We start from the raw sequence: 18,668 nt of genomic DNA on the forward strand, positions 1-18,668 counted from the left end.
AAGCCACTTAACGCCCTCTAACCGAATAAAATAAAAATTATATACAATTCTTTTTTACGAATTGTCAAAATCCTGATAATGTATTGGTTTAGTTAATTCTATTAGCTCTAAACAGCTATATGTATATCAGAAAAATCTTAACAAATAAATTAAACATGACATGAAAAAAGTATCAAAATTAATTACAATACTGTGTACTGCACTATTTTTTGCATGTATAGGTAAAACGCATGCACAAACCGGGATCAACACACAAACACCAGATGTGAGTGCTGCACTCGAGGTAAAATCTCCAGATGGTAAAAAAGGATTGTTGATTCCGCGTGTTACAACAGCTCAAAAAACAGCAATTCCTACTCCGGCAACGGGACTTATTGTATATGATACCACACAAAAATGTGTTTCTCAAAATGCAGGAACACCAGCTGTACCAAACTGGATTTGTCTGGGTAAAGACTTATTGACTTCTTTCTTTTATATGCCTGCGGTAGCGGTAGATGCTTCGGTATTGGCAACAGGAAAAACACTTAATTTATATACTACGTACCAGTCGCAGTTTTTAACTCCTAAAAAAGCAAGCAGCGGAGCACCGGCTTCTCTTCCTTATTTTCCAAATGCGACGGATTTGTATTACTATATAACCAATTGCGACGATACTGTAATTAAAGTAAACAGCATAACGGCAGACGGGATCTTAAATTATGATATTATTAAAGCAGCAGACTATGGCTCATTTATGAACGTGGTTTTTGTAGTAAAATAAAAAAGACATGAAAAAAATTATTTTATTTTTAACCATACTGGTATTCTCTTTTTCTGCTCAGGCACAAAAAGAGGCCTACAACTGGTATTTTGGCGCTTATGCTGGTTTTACTTTTAATGCAACCCAAACGGTAAATGATGCGACAGGTACTCCGGTTCCTAATGTTCCTAAAAACATAACAAGTATGATGAGTACTAATGAGGGATGTTTTGCGCTTTCTAATCCTACTACCGGTGAAACTATGGTATATTCAGATGGTATGGCAGTTTATAATAAAAATAATGCCGTAATCGCAACTGGGCTTAATGGTAATTCAAGCTCTGCACAGTCTGGAATCCTACTGCCCTGGCCCGGAAAACCTAATTTTTACTTTATAATCTCAAATAGTCAGTTTTTAAATTATAATGGAGGATTATATTACAGCGTGTTTGAGGATAGGAATAATGGAATTGTTACCAATAAAAATGTTCCTTTAAATGGTGGAACAAATGTGCCTACAGCAAATCTTTACGAGAATACAATGGCTGTGCGTCATGCCAACGGAATTGACTATTGGCTGGTAAATCGTACAGGCCCTTATTTGTTGGCGTGGCTGGTTACCAAAGACGGATTTCCGGCAGATGGTGCGCCAACAGTAGTTAGCGCTATACCAGGAGCTGTAGAAAAAATAGGAGATTATAGCGAAGGATATTTGAAAATGTCTTCGGATGGTAAAACTATCTGTCATGCAAATCTCGACGCTTGGGGACAAGAAATAATGCTGGCAGATTTTGACAATGCCACCGGAAAAATAAATAATGTGAAAATTCGATTTTTTAGTTATAGTATATCAGGTGCACAATTATATGGTGTAGAATTTTCTCCGGATGGTAAAAATTTGTTTTTATCGAACCTGGGCAGTGGAGTATGGGTAATGCCAACTGCAGATTTTATGACAGCACCCGGTAGACTACTATCAAATAATATTGGAGGGGCAATGCAGCTGGGGCCAGACGGCAGAATTTATGTATCTCAGTATGGTACTACAACTTTAGGAATTATCCCAAATCCTAATGATGTTGCGGCAAATGTTAAAGTACATATTTTAAATAATTATTTGGGTGGAACTGCTAAATGGGGTCTGCCAACTTTTCCTGCGTCTATTTTTGATATGAAGCCAACTGCTCACGCATTTGCCTGTACAGGAAATAATTACAAATTTACTACAACCGTTACAACTGCAGGTGCAGATGTGCCTGTAAAATTATCAGTAGATTATGGAGACAGCACTACTGAGGTTATTAATCTTGTAGCGGGACAAAGTGATTATAGTTTTACGCACGCCTATGCCTTACCGGGAACTTATACTGTAAAAATCACACCGCTCAAAGCAGGAGATATTGCTTTAACGCCTACAACACTTTCGGCTGAAGCTGTAGACTGCTTGTTAAAAACAAACAGGATGATTAGGGTAGATTTGAAAAATACAAATACATTAGGTTTATAACCTACTTATTTTAAAAATCATTATTATGAAAATACTATTAAAAACAGCCTGCAAAGGTATAATGACAGTTGTATTGTTTGCGGCTGCTGTTTCGGCTCAGGCACAAACAGGTATCGGTACGCAGACACCAGATGCGAGTGCAGCACTAGAAATAAGCAGCACAACAAAAGGACTGCTTATGCCGCAGCTTACATCAGCACAAAAAAACACCATGCCAACTCCGGCCACAGGTTTAATGATATACGACACAGACTTAAACTGCATCTCAGTAAATAACGGAACGCCTGCTGCACCTTCATGGGGCTGTACTTTATTACTGAACCGCAAGTTTTTTTACATGCCGTCTATTAATATTCCAACGAGCACAGCTCTAATTGGCGTAACACAAACCAAAAATTTGTATGCGCAATATGTAAGTGAGTTTGGTACGCCAAAACTGGCTAGCGCAGGAGCTCCTGCAAGTATTCCGTATTTTGCAAATCCTACTGATCTTAGTTATTATGTAACCTATTGCGATACAGATTTAATAGAAATAAGCGGGATCGATGCAAATGGCGTTATGACGTATAAATTACTGAAAAATGCCAATTACGATTCGTATATGAATATAGTTTTTGCTCCAAAATAAAATAAGGACAGAGCATAAAAAAAACAAAACCCTTGTAAATATTTTACAAGGGTTTTTAATTTGTGGAGAATACCGGATTCGAACCGGTCACCCCTTGCCTGCCAGGCAAGTACTCTAGCCAAATGAGCTAATCCCCCAAAGTGTTTAGCAAATAAAGTCAATTAATTGGCAAAAAACAAATTTCTGACAGTTTCAAAAGAATTATTTTTCAAAACCGTAACTTTACGATAAAATCTATTTTATGAGTTCAGAAAATTTAAACGGAAGTTTAGAAACTTCTTTTTTCAATACTATTGCAACGGTACAATTTGGCCATTCGGCCGGGAATTCTTTTCCGAGGGATTTACTCAACCGCTTAACCGCAGAAATCAATGCATTAAGCCGAAATGAAACGGTTTCGGTTATTATTCTGCAAAGCGAAGGAAATAAAGTTTTTTGTGCAGGTGCTTCGTTTGATGAACTTCTGGAAGTAAAAAATGAAGAACAGGGAACAGAATTTTTCTCGGGTTTTGCCCATTTGCTTAATGCGATGCGAAACTGTTCTAAAATTATAATAGGCCGTGTTCAGGGAAAAGCTGTGGGCGGCGGTGTTGGTATTATTGCTGCCTGCGATTATGTTCTGGCAGCTCCGGAAAGTGCTGTAAAATTATCTGAACTGGCCATTGGGATCGGGCCTTTTGTAATTGAACCGGCCGTTTCACGAAAAATTGGTAAAACCGCCATGACCCGCATGACCCTCGCAGCACACGAATGGAAATCTGCAGAGTGGGCACTCCAAAACGGACTTTATTCTGAAATTCATAGTGCAGCAGAACTGGATACAGCTATTTTAAATTTTGCACAAAAATTAAGTTCCTACAATCCCGAAGCTTTATCTGAAATGAAAAAAATCATCTGGGAAGGTACTGAAACCTGGGAATCGCTGCTTTTTGAAAGAGCCGCCATTACAGGAAAACTGGTTTTATCTGATTTTGCAAAATCGGCATTGCTGCAGTTTAAAAAATAGTTTTGCCGCAGATTTTACATTCAAAGAAGTTAAAAATCATTTTAATCTGTGAAATCTGTGGTAAAGGCAAACAATATATTTATAGGAAAGCAGATTTTTGTAATAACTTTTAGAAGAACAGAAAACCTGTTTCTGTGAGTTTAAATTTCAGCCTTTTAAACTAATAAATATCATATTTTAACTCTCCAAGCTTATGCACCTTTGTCAAAGTTTTAACCTTGGCAAAAATTGTCAGACTAATAATCAACTAAATATTTTAAAATGAAACTCATTTCATTACTTCAGAAAGTCGATGTAGCGGAGAAAATTAAAAACGCGCCGGACAGCAGTTATCAAATAGGTGTAATCATTGGATCATTTATTCCATTTATCGTTTTAATAGGAATTGCGTACTGGATGTATAACAGAGCTAAAAAAAGAGATGAAAACGGTTATTAATTTGTAAATTTGCAAGCTAAAATTAATATCGATGAGTAAAATCAGAATTACAAAACAATTTAGTTTCGAAACCGGACACGCTTTATACGGTTACGACGGAAAATGTAAAAACGTTCACGGGCACAGTTATAAATTATCGGTAACAGTTATAGGTTCGCCAATTACAGACCGGTCTAATGTGAAATTCGGAATGGTAATTGACTTTTCTGACCTAAAGAAAATTGTAAAAGAAGAAATCGTCGATCAGTTTGACCACGCAACAGTTTTTAACGAAACCACGCCGCATATCGAATTGGCAAATGAATTAAAAAACCGCGGGCATCACGTTATTTTAGTAAATTATCAGCCAACAAGCGAAAACATGGTAGTCGATTTTGCAGAAAGAATTGTAGCAAGACTTCCAAAAGATATTTCACTTTTCTCCCTTAAACTACAGGAAACAGAATCTTCATTTGCAGAATGGTTTGCGAGTGATAATCTTTAAATGGAAAATTCAGTTTTTAAATTCCAATTTTCCAGGGAATCTAAAACCTAAAGTCTAAAATCTAAAATTCCTTATGAAAAAAGTATATTTTGCTTCAGATCAACATTTTGGTGCTCCAACTCCTGAATTGAGCCTGCCTCGTGAGCAAAAATTTGTTGCCTGGCTGGATAAAGTGAAAGAAGATGCCGAAGCGATTTTTTTATTGGGTGATTTGTTTGACTTTTGGTTTGAATATAAAACGGTTGTACCTAAAGGATTTGTACGCGTTTTAGGAAAACTGGCAGAAATTCGCGACAGCGGAATCCCAATTCATTTTTTTGTCGGAAACCATGATTTATGGATGAATGATTATTTCCAGACCGAACTGAATATTCCGGTCTATCACGACAATAAAGAATTTACTTTTAACGGAAAAACTTTTTTAATTGGCCACGGCGATGGAAAAGGCCCTGGAGATAAAGGCTATAAAAGAATGAAAAAGGTATTTACGAATCCGTTTTCAAAATGGCTTTTCCGATGGCTGCATCCTGATGTTGGAGTGAGTCTGGCGCAGTATTTATCTGTAAAAAACAAATTAATTTCCGGAGACGAAGATGTTAAGTTTCTAGGCGAAGAAAACGAATGGCTGGTTTTGTATGCCAAACGAAAACTCGAAACCAGACATTATAATTATTTTATTTTTGGACACCGCCATCTGCCTATGATTATTCCGGTAGGAGAGGACTCAAAATACGTAAATCTTGGAGACTGGATTGGCTATTTTACGTACGGCGTTTTTGACGGCGAAACTTTTGAGCTTCAGAAATTCGAATCGTAATTACTTTTTATTTGCCGGATAAATTCCAATTTTGTGTGTTCGCAAAATATAATTTGAAAGCTGTTTACTGTTCGAAAGCTGAAAACTAATAGCGTTTGAAGATTTTTTCGGCATGTGACATTCCACGCAATTAGATGCCATTAATTTCTCCGGCATCATTTTGAGGGTTTGTTCTTTGTGTTTTAAGCCCTGATGACAGCTCATGCAAATTTTAGAATACGACGCCATATTTTTTGAAGCATTTTCATGCGGATTATGGCAGGTAATGCAGTCCATTTTTTCGCTGTTAATAAAACATTTACTTTGAGACATTAAGCGAAATTGGTTTCCGTGAACATCAAATTGAGCGGTATCGGTAACACTTCTGGTATTTCTGTAAAAATCACTCAGATTATTTCCCGGTTTAAAATCAAAACGAGATTTCATTTTCATGCCGTCATTTCCGGCATGGCAGAGTGCACAGGCATCTAGTTTTTGCTGTCTGTTTAAAGTTTTAAAACTGGTAATACTGTTTGCTGTTTTTACATTTGGATTTTTCAAATGAAACTCGACATGTTTTTTTGCAGGGCCGTGACAGCGCTCGCAGTCAATACCGTAAACAATTGTTTTTTTGTCGATAATATCCTCTACTTCCATAGACAAGAAGTTTTTCTGGTCAGAACTTTGGTTAACGTTTCTGCTGCTAATGTTTGATGCATGGCAGGAGTAACAATCCTTAACCACCATTCGGTCAAAATAAGGTTTGTCTGCCGGAAAACCGGGACTTGTGGCCCAGTTATTTATAGAATTATAGAAAGAAACAGGTAATTCGTAAGTATTATTATCACGCCAGTAAACAGAAGTCTGGGCATGTTTGATTCCAAAAACAATCTCATAACAGTGCGCTTCGACTTCTTTTCCGTTTTTATACAAGACCTGATAAAGACTGTCGTTTCGTTTTTCCATGACCAGTCTGGTATTTTTATCATAGATAAAAGTATGGTCATCTTCGTCAAAATCACCTAAAACATTTCCCGGAACTGCCGGAGCAGTAGCTTTAAAATGAGAACTTTGTAAAGCCATATTATACTGAACCTGATGACACTGAACGCAGCTTTCAGAACCGGCGTAATCTGTACCACGCGGATCAATATATTCATCAGATTTGCTGTTGCAGTTTGTAAAGCAAACCGCTAAAACAACCAAAGTAAAAAGAAAGCCAATTTTTTTCATTGTTGTAAATATACTTTATTTTGAATACAATCAAAATATATTTGAATAATGAAAAAATGGTGTTAAAATATTTAAAAGACTTCTAGTTTAATCCAGCTCCGTACACATATTCGTCTAAATCAATTCGGAATAATGAACCTTCAATCAGATCTTTAATCGATTTTAATTCGTTCATTGAAACGGCCAGATCAATAGAAGAACAGGGAGTTTTCAATAAAAATTTGTGGCAGGAATATTTCATTTCGCAGGCTTCACAACAAGCGTTTTCGATTAAACTGTCTTCGATCAAATCACAAAACTGATTCAGCTCTGAAACACTAAAATAAAAACCTGTTTCTTTAAAAACCAGTTGTACTTTGTTCAGAATAGTTTGATTATTTTGTTTCCAGTAAAAGGCTATTCCAATATTATTATGGTATATCTGTTCTATTTCTCTCATTGTAAATCCTTTTATTTCAACAAATATAAATATTATTTATATTAATTCTAAATAAAAGAATCATAAAAAGAAAATATTTTAACCCTTATCAGTGATATAAAAAATTAAGTTTTTGCTTAATAACAATTAAATTAACTTATATCACTGATACGGTTTGCGATAGAATTACTCTGATTTTTGATGATCTTCCATATCCTTATGAAGATCAAGATTTCTAAAAGTCGGCGATTTTAATGCCGTTACAATAACAGTCAAAAGTGTGACGCTTCCTCCAAAAACAACCGACGTTACAGCTCCCATCAATTTGGCAGTTGCACCGCTTTCAAAAGCACCTAATTCATTTGAAGATCCCACAAAAATCGAATTTACGGCGCCAACGCGTCCGCGCATATGATCCGGAGTTTTAAGCTGTAAAATAGTCTGACGGATTACTACGGAAATTCCGTCTGCCAGTCCGCTTAAAAATAAAGCAAAAACAGAAAGCCAGAACGATGTTGAAAGTCCAAAAAGAATAATAGACAATCCAAAAACAAATATGGCAACTAAAAGCTTTTTTCCGGCATCTTTATACAAAGGCACATAAGCAGAAACAATCATAGTAATGAAGGATCCAACTGCGGGAGCGGCTCTTAATATTCCAAATCCTTCTGCACCCACTTTTAAAATGTCCTGCGCAAAAACGGGTAATAACGCTACTGCACCTCCAAAAAGAACGGCGATCATATCCAGAGATAAAGCTCCTAAAACAATTTGGTTTTTGAATACAAATGTTAAACCTTCCGTAAGACTGTCTTTTATAGATTCACCAATTTTTGGATTTATAATTGGTTTTGTGCTGATTTGTGATAATGCAATTAAAGAAAGAATTGAGAATCCAAAAACGATACACATAGACCAGTGAACTCCAATCCAGTTAATTGAAAATCCAGCCAGCGCAGGTCCCATTACAGCACCAATCTGCCATACAGAACTACTCCAGGTTGCAGCATTTGGATATACTTTTTTCGGAATTATAAGGGACAGCAGCGAGAAAATTGTCGGTCCAAGAAAAGCACGAACTAATCCGCCTAAAAATACCAAAGTATAAATAGAATACAAGATTACATTAGAAGATAAATCGCCGACAATTTTAGGCCAGGTCAATAAAAACAGTCCAAAACTGATTACAGAAAATCCTAAAATGCATTTTACCAATAAACCTTTCTTTTCTCTCTGATCGACAATATGTCCGGCAAATAATGCCATAGAAACCGCCGGAATAACTTCCATTAAACCTATAATTCCAAGAGAAAGCGGATTTTTAGTAAGACTGTAAACTTCCCATTCGATTACAATAAACTGCATCGCCCAGGCAAAAACCATGGCAAAACGCAATAATAAAAATACATTGAATTCTTTGTAACGTAACGCTTCATAAGGATCGCGTTTATTTACTTTAATTTCTTCCATTTGTTCTAATGTCTTTCAGCATAAGCTGTGTTGAAACTGTTCCGTTCCATTCATTTTCGGCAATTGTGTAGGCCAGCTGAAACAGATTTTGATTTTGTGCTATGTTTAATTTTTTTCCTAATCCGAAACCAATTGCGGCTATTCCGTCAGAGTCAGCTTGTTTGACAAAAAGCCTTAAATGCTCTTCTTCTGCACCCAGCGTTTTAGCATAACCGGTGTCTTTTATATCAGAAGTCATAAAAACAGGCGTCATATTCTGCGGCCCAAAAGGTTCGAATTGTTTTAAAATCCGGATAAGTTTTGGCGTGATGTCAGAAAAATTAATTTCTGCATCAATTTCGATTTCCGGAGTTCGCATTTCGGGCGAAATGGTTTCCTGTACGCATTTTTCAAAAGCTTCTTTAAAAAGCAGGTAATTTTCGGCTTTCAGAGTCATTCCGGCAGCATACATATGACCTCCAAATTGTTCTAAATATTCTGAACAGTTATCGAGTGCATTGTAAACATCAAATCCTTTTACTGATCGGGCAGAAGCAGCATATTTATCGCCGCTTTTAGTAAAAACCAAAGTAGGGCGGTAATAAGTTTCAATTAATCTTGAAGCTACAATTCCGATAACACCTTTATGCCAGTCTTCCTGAAAAACAACAGTAGAAAAACGCTCTTCTTCGTTATTTTGCAGAATTTGCTGAAACGCTTCTTTGGTAATTTTTTTATCTAAATCTTTACGGTCGGCATTGTATTGTTCAATCTCTGAAGCAAATTGCTGTGCCTGCTCAAAATCAAATTCCGTCAATAATTCAACAGCATGATTGCCGTGTTTGATTCTTCCTGCTGCATTAATTCGGGGAGAAATAATAAAAACAACATCTGTAATATCTAAAACTTTCTTTTTTACCTGAGGCACCAGTGCCTTAATTCCCGGTCTTGGTTCGCTGTTGATCACTTTTAAACCAAAATAAGCCAAAACACGGTTTTCTCCCGTTATGGGAACAATGTCTGCTGCAATTGCAGTAGCAACCAAATCCAGATATGGAATCAGATCCTCAATAGTTTCATTTCTGTTTTTGCCCAGAGCCTGAATCAGTTTAAAACCAACACCGCAGCCGCATAATTCATCATAAGGATAAGAACAGTCTTCTCTTTTTGGGTCTAAAACAGCAACTGCTTCCGGAAGAAATTCTCCGGGACGGTGGTGATCGCAAACAATAAAATCAATGTTTTTGGCTTTCGCATAAGCGATATGATCGATTGATTTAATACCACAATCCAGGGCAATAATTAATGAAATTCCATTATCGTCTGCATAGTCAATTCCTTTATATGAAATTCCGTAACCTTCGTCATAACGATCCGGAATATAAGTCGCAACATTCGGATAATGTGATTTTAGATAAGAAGAAACTAAGGAAACTGCCGTTGTTCCGTCGACGTCATAATCGCCAAAAACCAGGATATTCTCCTGATTTTCAATTGCCTTTTCGATTCGATTAACAGCCTTGTCCATATCTTTCATTAAATACGGATCATGAAGATGTTCTAGAGAAGGACGAAAGAAGTTCCTGGCATCTTCAAAAGTTTCAATGCCACGCTGAATCAAAAGTACTGCTACAAAATCTTCTACATTTAAAGCTTGTGCCAAATGTTTGACTTTCTCTTCAGAAGGTTTTGGTTTTAATGTCCAACGCATTTTTTAATTGTAGATTTTAGATTTTAGATTTCAGATTTTGGAAATCGTTTAATCTATACTGATATTTTTTTTTGCCACAGACTAAAAGGATTAAAATGATTTTTAGTCTGTGTTTTTTGCCGCTAATTTCACGAATTAGCACAAATTTAATTAGTGAAATTGCTTCGCCTGTTCGCTATCGCTCGGGTCGTGGTTTAATATTTAGTTTCATAATGTAGAATCTACAATCTGAAATCTAAAATTATTTTGCTTCCAAAGCATTTGCTTCAAACTGAATTCCGTCCCAGCCTGAGTTGATGAAATTTCTAATATTCTGGTGATTTGTACCGTTTGGATCGCACAAAACTTCTTCAAAATAAAAAGCTCCAAAACAAGCTAAAGTTTCTTCTTTACTTAAATTTTGCAATTTAGCGAAAGAAAATAATTTACAAGAACCAGAATTTTCGCCCGCAGCATTATGTTGTGTTCCGTTTTGAAAAGCAGTTGGAGTAAAGTTGTAATTTTCTTCAATTACTGCAATTGTTTCCGGGAAAGTATTTTCAGTTGGGTTTTGTCTTAGTTTTTCTAAAAAGGCTTGTATGCTCATGATCTTTTATTTGGTAATTTTTATTTGTTTTTTGCCGCGAATTACACGAATTTACACGAATTTTAATTAGTGGAATTTGTGAAATTGCTTCGCGTGTTCGCTATCGCTCTGGTCGTGGCTGAAATATTTTTATTCTTCTTCGTCTTTCGAATATTTACTTTTTTTAGCTTCTTTTTCGGTTGTTTTTCCGGCAACGACTACGACGATTTCTCCTCTTGGTGCTGTTTTTTCAAAGTGAGCTAAAACTTCTTTTGCAGTTCCGCGGACATTTTCTTCATGTAACTTTGATAATTCTCTTGAAACGCAGACTTGTCTGTCTTCTCCAAAATACGTCACAAACTCACTCAAAGTTTTAACGAGTTTATGAGGCGAAACGTATAAAATCATTGTTCGGGTTTCTTCGGCTAAAGCCAAAAAACGAGTCTGGCGTCCTTTTTTATCAGGCAGAAAACCTTCAAAAACAAATTTATCATTTGGGAGTCCACTGTTTACCAAAGCCGGAACAAATGCCGTAGCGCCAGGAAGGCATTCTACTTCAATTTTATTTTCAACGCAGGCACGGGTCAATAAAAATCCGGGATCTGAAATTGCGGGAGTTCCAGCGTCTGAAATTAAAGCGATAGTTTCGCCCGCTTTCAAACGCGCAATTAAATTTTCAGTCGTTTTATGCTCGTTGTGCATATGATGACTGTGCATATGCGTGCCAATTTCAAAATGCTTGAGCAATTTACCGCTTGTACGCGTATCTTCCGCCAAAATCAAATCGACTTCTTTCAAAACCCGAATGGCTCTAAAAGTCATGTCTTCAAGATTGCCAATTGGCGTTGGAACGATATATAATTTTGACATATTTTTTATATTATAACACGAATTTCAGAAATTTGTGTTTCAAATTTCACAGAGAAAAATGTACGTTAATTCGTATAATGGGTATTTTATTTTTATGAAAATTTCTTCTCAATGATTCCAAGAAAACGTTCTGCGTAATCGTCTTTTCCTTCCCAGTTGTTGTAATCCGGTTTCACCATATTTTCTATAAAATCGTTTGCTTCTGCAAAAGAATCAAAAGTCAATAATTGGTTTAAAACACGGCTGTAATCTTCAGTGCTGTTTCCGAAAAGATTTTTTGTAAAAGCAATTCGGTCATTCAGATCAATATGAAAACCTTTTGCCAGTTTCTCGTTTAGAGAAACAGCTTTTGTCTCTTTTGATGTTTCCAGAACAGGAATTTCTATATCTTTTTTCTCATTCAAATCTTTATTTGCTGAGGTAACAGGGTCGAAGCTGTCTACTTTTACAAATTGTGCATCAGCATAATTAATTCCAAAATCCTCAAATGAAATGGGAATTGGAGCAGCTTTGGATTCCGGTTTAGGATCTTCTTTAACTTCCTCTTTTATTTCTGTTGTGTCTAATTCAAAAGCAGGCCTGAAATCGGGAATTGGTTTTAATTCATTTACAGTCGTAAACGAAAGTTCTTCTGGCTTGTTTTCAGGTTCTTCTTTTTCAAATGCTTCAACAGGAGTTTCTGTTATTTCCTCCGGAGCTTCTGTAATTGTTACTTGTGGAATCTCAGCAGCTTCTTCTTTTTCAACGGGAACTTCAGGAGTTTCTTCTACCGCTTTTACTTCTTCAGTATCAGCAGGAGTTTCTGTAATAATTTCTTCCGGAGTTTCTTCTTTCTCAAAAATAGTTTCAATTTCAGAACTGATGTCGCTGTGGCTGATTGTTGGTTTTACCTCGTCGAAATTTTCTTCTACAAATTTTAAAACAGCTAATTTCTCATATAATTTCTGTGTTTCAAGATATAATTGATTGATATCGGATTTATTTTTAAGCTTCAAAATTCGATGTGCAATGCTGATTAAATCGGCTTCCAATTTTTTTTTCATAACTGTTGAAATTATAGTGAATAAGGTATTTTAGTGTATTTGATGTCTGAATGTCTTTATTCTTGAGGAAATCTGGCAGATATTTTTTTATTTCTGTTAATAAGCTTCTGCCAATCTCCGATTTGATAAAAATTTTCTACTTTTGAAAAAATGTAAAACAGCACATTTTTACGTCGATTTATTACCAGTACAAAGTAATAAAAACTATTCATTTTTAAAGGCAGAAAAATACAAAATGTTTCTCGAAAATACAGTAAATCACAAAGAACAATTTGGTTGGATTGAAGTTATTTGTGGATCAATGTTTTCGGGTAAAACCGAGGAATTAATCCGCAGATTAAAACGCGCTCAGTTTGCCAAACAAAGAGTCGAAATTTTTAAACCCGCTATCGATACCCGTTATCATGACGAACTGGTAGTATCTCATGATGCTAACGAAATTCGTTCAACGCCGGTTCCGGCTGCAGCCAATATCGCTATTTTGGCACAAGGCTGCGATGTTATTGGGATAGATGAAGCTCAGTTTTTTGATGATGAAATTGTTACGGTTTGTAATGATCTTGCCAATCAGGGAATTCGTGTAATCGTTGCAGGACTTGATATGGATTTTAAAGGAAATCCTTTTGGTCCAATGCCGGCACTTATGGCGACAGCAGAATATGTTACAAAAGTTCACGCAGTATGCACACGAACCGGAAACCTGGCCAATTACAGCTTTAGAAAAACCGATAATGATAAGCTGGTAATGCTTGGTGAAACCGAAGAGTATGAGCCGCTTAGCCGTGCAGCGTATTTTAAGGCAATGAAAAAAAATCAGGAAAAATAATTTTTTAAATGCAGAAAAAGCAAAGTATGAGAAAACAGAATATTTTACTATTAATTGGAATTGTAGCTGCGGTTTTCCTGGCTGTTTTTTTTCAATTTTTTCTTTCTGAAAAATCAAGTGAGGTAAAAACTGAAGTAACAGAATTAGTGGCAAAATATAATAAAAGCTGCCCGCTTAAAATTCAGGAAGGCATTCGCTTAGATAGTGTCAGCCTGCACGATGAAAGAGTAGTTCAGTATAATTTGACACTGCTTAATGTTACAAAAGAAACAGCCGAGGTTAATGTTATACAGGAAGAAATTCAGAAAAGTCTTCTCAGTACAGCAAAAGCAAATCCGGGACTTCAGGTTTTTAGAGATAATGATTATACTTTGATTTATAGTTATAGCGATAAAAAGAAAAGTTTTTTGTTTACGGTGAAAATATTGCCGGATCAATATAAATAATTTGAACTTTTACAAATTGGTAACCCGACAGGTTTTTAAAACCTGTCGGGTTTTTTGTTTTAAAAGGACTTATTCATTCCGTAGGAATGTTTCATCGGTAGAAAAATATTTGGTTTTTGAGAGATACGTTCCGAAGGAACGTTTGATTAATCGAATGATGAATAATCTCAATTAATGTAAACTGGACTGAAGTCCAGCTCTATAAAATGATTCGTTCCTTTGGAACTTTGAAAGAGCCTTCGGCTCGAACTATATTGTAAGGCCGGATTTTAATCCGGTTTAACAACAAATATTGGACTGAAGTCTAGCTCTATAAAATGATTCGTTCCTTCGGAATTTTGAAAGAGCCTTCGGCTTGAACTATATTGTAAGGCCGGATTTTAATCCGGTTTAACAACAAATATTGGACTGAAGTCCAGCTCTATAAAATTCGTTCCTTCGGAACTTTGAAAGAGCCTTTGGCTCGAACTATATTGTAAGGCCGGATTTTAATCCGGTTTAACAACAAATATTGGACTGAAGTCCAGCTCTATAAAATAATTCGTTCCTTTGGAACTTTGAAAGAGCTTTTGGCTCGAACTATATTGTAAGGCCGGATTTTAATCCGGTTTAACAACAAATATTGGACTGAAGTACAGCTCTATAAAATAATTCTTTCCTTCGGAACTTTGAAAGAGCCTTCGGCTCGAACTATATTGTAAGGCTGGATTTTAATCCGGTTTAACAACAAATATTGGACTGAAGTCCAGCTCTATTAAAATGATTCGTTCCTTTGGAACTTTGAAAGAGCCTTTGGCTCGAACTATATTGTAAGGCCGGATTTTAATCCGGTTAATAACAAGGACGGTTTGTAAAGCAAAAATCAAAAGCCCAATAAACCAAAGTTTATTGGGCTTTTGATTTTAAATGAACTTATATTCTTGTATAGTTTAAAAGAAAAACCTAAATTTTCTTTCTCATTCTCGCAACCGGAATATCAAGCTGTTCACGGTATTTTGCAATAGTTCTTCTGGCAATCGGATAGCCTTTTTCTTTTAAAATTTCTGCTAACTGATCGTCTGGAAGAGGTTTTTTCTTGTCTTCTTCTTCAATCGTATTCTTTAAAATCTTTTTGATTTCTAAAGTCGAAACATCTTCACCCTGATCATTTTTCATCGCTTCAGAGAAGAATTCTTTGATTAGTTTTGTTCCGTATGGCGTTTCTACATATTTGCTGTTAGCAACACGTGAAATTGTCGAAATGTCCAGGCCAACCATATCCGCAATATCTTTAAGAATCATTGGTTTTAGTTTGGTTTCATCGCCGTCTAAGAAATATTCTTCCTGATAATGCATAATGGCATTCATCGTCACGAAAAGTGTTTCCTGACGCTGTCTTATCGCATCGATAAACCATTTAGCCGAATCCAGTTTTTGTTTTATAAACTGAACTGCATCTTTCTGTGCAGTCGATTTATCACGAGAATCTTTGTACGTCTGCATCATTTCCTGATAATCTTTAGAAACGTGCAGGGAAGGAGCATTTCGTCCGTTTAAGGTTAATTCCAGTTCGCCATCTACAATTCTGATAGCAAAATCCGGAACTACATTTTCCGTGACTTTATTGTTTCCTGTAAAAGAACCGCCCGGTTTTGGATTTAATCTTTCGATTTCATGAATCGCTTTTTTAAGCTGTTCGTTCGAAACGCTGTATTTTTGTAAAAGTTTGTCGTAATGTTTTTTAGTAAAAGCATCAAATTGATTCTCGATAATATCGATTGCAAGGTCAACATATTCTGTTGGAGTTTTATGCTTTAACTGCAATAAAAGACATTCCTGCAGGTCACGGGCTCCAACTCCTGAAGGCTCCAGTTCATGAATAACCGTCAGCATTTTTTCAACCATTGCTTCATCAGTATAAATTCCCTGGGTAAAAGCCATATCGTCTACAATGTCGGGAACGCTTCTGCGGATATAACCCATATCGTCAATACTTCCAACGAGGAATTCAGCAATTTCGCGTTCTTCATCATTTAAAATAAAAGTATTCAGCTGATTAATTAAATCCTGATGAAAACTAATTGGCGAAGCAAAAGGTGTTTCGCGTTCTTCGTCGTCACTGTAATTATTTACCTGAGTTTTATAATCAGGAGTATCATCGTCGCTTAGATATTCGTCAATATTAATGTCATCTGCTTCGATTCTGTCCGATTCGGCATCATCGTAGTCGTCATAATCTTCATTCGCAAATTCATCAGCTTCGTATTCGTCTTCTTTACCAGCTTCCAATGCCGGATTTTCGTTCATTTCTTCTAATAAACGTTGTTCAAAAGCTTGCGTAGGCAATTGAATTAACTTCATCAGCTGGATTTGCTGTGGAGATAATTTTTGAGATAATTTTAAATTTAAAAATTGCTTGAGCATTTGTTTTTGTTAAAAGTTTCAAGTTTCAGGTTTCAAGTTGCCAACAGTATGACAAAACTGAAACGTGAAACTTGAAACAAATTTTATAAATTTTTAGTTTCTGGTTCCAACAACTTGAAACCTGAAACCTGAAACTTTTTTAAACTAAATAAATTAAAACTCTGCACTTCCAGGAGTTCTTGGGAAAGGAATTACGTCTCTGATGTTTGTCATTCCTGTAACAAACAATACCAGACGCTCAAATCCTAAACCGAAACCTGCGTGTGTTGCAGAACCAAATCTTCTGGTGTCTAAATACCAGTATAATTCTTCTTTGTCAATTCCAAGTGCTTCCATTTTCTGAACCAGAACATCATAACGTTCTTCTCTTTCAGATCCACCCACGATTTCACCAATTCCAGGGAAAAGGATATCCATGGCACGAACCGTTTCTCTTCCTGGTTCTGTATTGTCATTCAAACGCATGTAAAATGCTTTAATGTTTGCCGGATAATCGTATAAAATTACGGGACATTTAAAGTGTTTTTCAACTAAATAACGCTCGTGTTCAGACTGTAAATCTGCTCCCCACTCGTTAATTAGGTATTGGAATTTCTTCTTTTTATTTGGAGTTGAATCTCTTAAAATATCAATTGCTTCAGTATAAGAAACACGTTTGAAGTTATTCTCCAAAACAAAGTTTAGTTTCTCTAGCAAAGCCATCTCACTTCTTTCTGCCTGTGGTTTTGATTTTTCTTCTTCAAGAAGTCTTCCTTCTAAGAAATGTAAATCATCTTTACAGTTGTCCAAAGCATATTTAATTACGTACTGAATAAAATCTTCAGCCAAATCCATGTTATCATCAAGATCGTTGAAAGCAACTTCCGGCTCGATCATCCAAAATTCTGCCAGGTGACGAGAAGTGTTTGAGTTTTCTGCTCTAAAGGTTGGCCCAAAAGTATAAATCTGACCCAAAGCCATTGCAAAAGTTTCACCTTCTAATTGTCCTGAAACCGTTAAGTTGGTATGCTTTTCAAAGAAATCTTGTTTGTAATCAATGTTTCCTTCTTCATTTTTTGGAAGATTATCCAATGGTAAAGAAGTTACCTGAAACATTTCTCCTGCACCTTCAGCATCGGCTCCGGTAATAATCGGCGTATTTACATATACGAAACCTTTGTCCTGAAAATATTTGTGAACCGCATAAGACAATACCGAACGCACACGCATAATGGCACCAAAAGCATTTGTACGTACACGTAAATGTGCTTTTTCACGTAAAAATTCTAAACTAGGTCTGTTTCTTAACTGAATTGGATAAGCTTCTGCATCAGAATCACCAAGAATTTCTAATTTAGAAACCTGAATTTCATATTTCTGTCCCGCACCTTTACTTTCTACCAGAGTTCCAATTACAGAAATCGAAGCACTTGGAGTGATTCTTTTTAAAGTTTCTTCCGGAGTATTTTCAAAATCAACAACACATTGTATATTATTAATGGTAGAACCGTCATTAAGCGCGATGAACTGATTATTTCTAAAAGTTCTCACCCATCCTTTTGCATTCACTTCCTGCAGCGTCGTCGTACTGTTTAATAAGTCTTTAACCTTTGTGTGTTTCATTGTTATTTTAGATTTTTAGATTGCTGATTTTACATTAAATAGAATCAGTGTTTTTTATATCGAATTGCAAATATAAACGATAATAATTAATTTTTGAAGCTGTTTCCTGCTATCCGCTGTATCTTTCTATTTTTAAAGAAAAAATAGAAAGGATGCCGCTTCTATCAGGGCTAGGATATTCGTTTTCAAAAGAAGTATTTTTTTTACTTCGTATTTTTGTCATTTCGACGAAGGAGAAATCTCCGCAAGTAGCTCTGTAAAGTAATTCTAATCTTTGTAGAATATTGTCGCAGAGATTTCTCCTTCGTCGAAATGACAATATTGTGTTTTTATAATTGTCTTGTCAAGTTAAAAACTATCATATAGCCATACAATCATTCCTAAAAATATTGCTGATAAAAATGTTATCACAACTGAAGTTCGAAAAGCGGTATTGTTTATTTTTTTTCCAAAAAACGTTATTGTTTTTTTATTCAAAACCGATTTCAAAATAACTCTTGC

At 35.9% G+C, this 18,668-nt stretch carries 18 protein-coding genes and 1 tRNA gene; 9 read left to right on the forward strand and 10 right to left on the reverse strand.

What is annotated here, in order from left to right; translation table 11 throughout:
* Positions 1 to 160: 160 nt before the first annotated feature.
* Genes ASE21_RS08740 through ASE21_RS08750 form a run of 3 tightly spaced genes read left to right on the forward strand, consistent with a single transcriptional unit; the run spans position 161 to position 2,877 of the window.
* Complete coding sequence (locus ASE21_RS08740; RefSeq protein ID WP_057122208.1) at positions 161 to 763, forward strand: hypothetical protein; 603 nt, start codon at positions 161 to 163, stop codon at positions 761 to 763.
* A gap of 7 nt (positions 764 to 770) precedes the next feature.
* Complete coding sequence (locus ASE21_RS08745) at positions 771 to 2,249, forward strand: hypothetical protein (RefSeq protein WP_057122209.1); 1,479 nt, start codon at positions 771 to 773, stop codon at positions 2,247 to 2,249.
* A 25-nt stretch (positions 2,250 to 2,274) separates the two neighbouring features.
* Entirely contained in the window at positions 2,275 to 2,877 is a 603-nt protein-coding gene (locus ASE21_RS08750) for a hypothetical protein (protein ID WP_057122210.1), read from the forward strand.
* Positions 2,878 to 2,940: 63 nt separating this feature from the next.
* On the opposite strand, the gene ASE21_RS08755 is transcribed toward ASE21_RS08750, so the two are convergent.
* Positions 2,941 to 3,014, reverse strand: a tRNA-Ala gene (locus ASE21_RS08755).
* Positions 3,015 to 3,118: 104 nt separating this feature from the next.
* Between ASE21_RS08755 and ASE21_RS08760 the strand changes: the two genes are divergently transcribed.
* The 4 genes from ASE21_RS08760 (at position 3,119) to ASE21_RS08770 (ending at position 5,622) form a co-directional block, all read left to right on the forward strand.
* Positions 3,119 to 3,883, forward strand: a complete 765-nt coding sequence (locus ASE21_RS08760; protein ID WP_057122211.1) for an enoyl-CoA hydratase/isomerase family protein — start codon at positions 3,119 to 3,121, stop codon at positions 3,881 to 3,883.
* A gap of 261 nt (positions 3,884 to 4,144) precedes the next feature.
* On the forward strand, positions 4,145 to 4,321 hold the full coding sequence (locus ASE21_RS21940; RefSeq protein WP_165871933.1) for a hypothetical protein: 177 nt from the start codon (positions 4,145 to 4,147) through the stop codon (positions 4,319 to 4,321).
* A 31-nt stretch (positions 4,322 to 4,352) separates the two neighbouring features.
* Positions 4,353 to 4,805 carry a 6-pyruvoyl trahydropterin synthase family protein gene (locus ASE21_RS08765; RefSeq protein ID WP_057122212.1) on the forward strand — a complete coding sequence of 151 codons (453 nt, stop codon included), beginning with the start codon at positions 4,353 to 4,355 and terminating at the stop codon, positions 4,803 to 4,805.
* Between the two features lie 73 nt (positions 4,806 to 4,878).
* Positions 4,879 to 5,622 carry a UDP-2,3-diacylglucosamine diphosphatase gene (locus ASE21_RS08770; protein WP_057122213.1) on the forward strand — a complete coding sequence of 248 codons (744 nt, stop codon included), beginning with the start codon at positions 4,879 to 4,881 and terminating at the stop codon, positions 5,620 to 5,622.
* Here the strand turns inward: ASE21_RS08770 and ASE21_RS08775 are convergent, their stop codons facing one another.
* From ASE21_RS08775 to ASE21_RS08805, 7 genes are all read right to left on the reverse strand, one after another.
* The gene (locus ASE21_RS08775; RefSeq protein WP_057122214.1) at positions 5,623 to 6,834 is read right to left on the reverse strand and encodes a cytochrome c3 family protein; all 1,212 of its coding nucleotides are present in this window, start codon (positions 6,832 to 6,834) and stop codon (positions 5,623 to 5,625) included.
* 82 nt (positions 6,835 to 6,916) lie between these two features.
* On the reverse strand, positions 6,917 to 7,273 hold the full coding sequence (locus ASE21_RS08780) for a hypothetical protein (RefSeq protein WP_057122215.1): 357 nt from the start codon (positions 7,271 to 7,273) through the stop codon (positions 6,917 to 6,919).
* A 165-nt stretch (positions 7,274 to 7,438) separates the two neighbouring features.
* Complete coding sequence (locus tag ASE21_RS08785; protein ID WP_057122216.1) at positions 7,439 to 8,722, reverse strand: MFS transporter; 1,284 nt, start codon at positions 8,720 to 8,722, stop codon at positions 7,439 to 7,441.
* Positions 8,709 to 10,412, reverse strand: a complete 1,704-nt coding sequence (gene recJ, locus ASE21_RS08790) for a single-stranded-DNA-specific exonuclease RecJ (RefSeq protein WP_057122217.1) — start codon at positions 10,410 to 10,412, stop codon at positions 8,709 to 8,711. Before recJ ends, ASE21_RS08785 begins: the two co-directional genes overlap by 14 nt.
* A gap of 241 nt (positions 10,413 to 10,653) precedes the next feature.
* The gene (locus tag ASE21_RS08795) at positions 10,654 to 10,998 is read right to left on the reverse strand and encodes a HopJ type III effector protein (protein ID WP_057122218.1); all 345 of its coding nucleotides are present in this window, start codon (positions 10,996 to 10,998) and stop codon (positions 10,654 to 10,656) included.
* A 129-nt stretch (positions 10,999 to 11,127) separates the two neighbouring features.
* Positions 11,128 to 11,847: a 16S rRNA (cytidine(1402)-2'-O)-methyltransferase gene (gene rsmI / locus ASE21_RS08800; protein WP_057122219.1), complete on the reverse strand. Its 720-nt coding sequence runs from the start codon at positions 11,845 to 11,847 to the stop codon at positions 11,128 to 11,130.
* A gap of 92 nt (positions 11,848 to 11,939) precedes the next feature.
* Positions 11,940 to 12,890, reverse strand: a complete 951-nt coding sequence (locus tag ASE21_RS08805; RefSeq protein WP_057122220.1) for a hypothetical protein — start codon at positions 12,888 to 12,890, stop codon at positions 11,940 to 11,942.
* 235 nt (positions 12,891 to 13,125) lie between these two features.
* Here ASE21_RS08805 and ASE21_RS08810 point away from each other — a divergent pair, with 235 nt between their 5' ends.
* A complete protein-coding gene (locus ASE21_RS08810; protein WP_053473446.1) occupies positions 13,126 to 13,716 on the forward strand; it encodes a thymidine kinase in 591 nt (196 codons plus the stop codon).
* Between the two features lie 26 nt (positions 13,717 to 13,742).
* Positions 13,743 to 14,162: a hypothetical protein gene (locus tag ASE21_RS08815; protein ID WP_242410240.1), complete on the forward strand. Its 420-nt coding sequence runs from the start codon at positions 13,743 to 13,745 to the stop codon at positions 14,160 to 14,162.
* Positions 14,163 to 15,104: 942 nt separating this feature from the next.
* Here the strand turns inward: ASE21_RS08815 and rpoN are convergent.
* Together rpoN and asnS are read right to left on the reverse strand one after the other, a co-directional pair.
* A complete protein-coding gene (rpoN, locus tag ASE21_RS08820; protein WP_057122222.1) occupies positions 15,105 to 16,565 on the reverse strand; it encodes an RNA polymerase factor sigma-54 in 1,461 nt (486 codons plus the stop codon).
* Between the two features lie 153 nt (positions 16,566 to 16,718).
* Positions 16,719 to 18,167 carry an asparagine--tRNA ligase gene (gene asnS / locus ASE21_RS08825; protein WP_057122223.1) on the reverse strand — a complete coding sequence of 483 codons (1,449 nt, stop codon included), beginning with the start codon at positions 18,165 to 18,167 and terminating at the stop codon, positions 16,719 to 16,721.
* Between the last annotated feature and the right edge of the window lie 501 nt (positions 18,168 to 18,668).

The organism is Flavobacterium sp. Root901, assembly GCF_001429765.1.
GTDB lineage: Bacteria > Bacteroidota > Bacteroidia > Flavobacteriales > Flavobacteriaceae > Flavobacterium.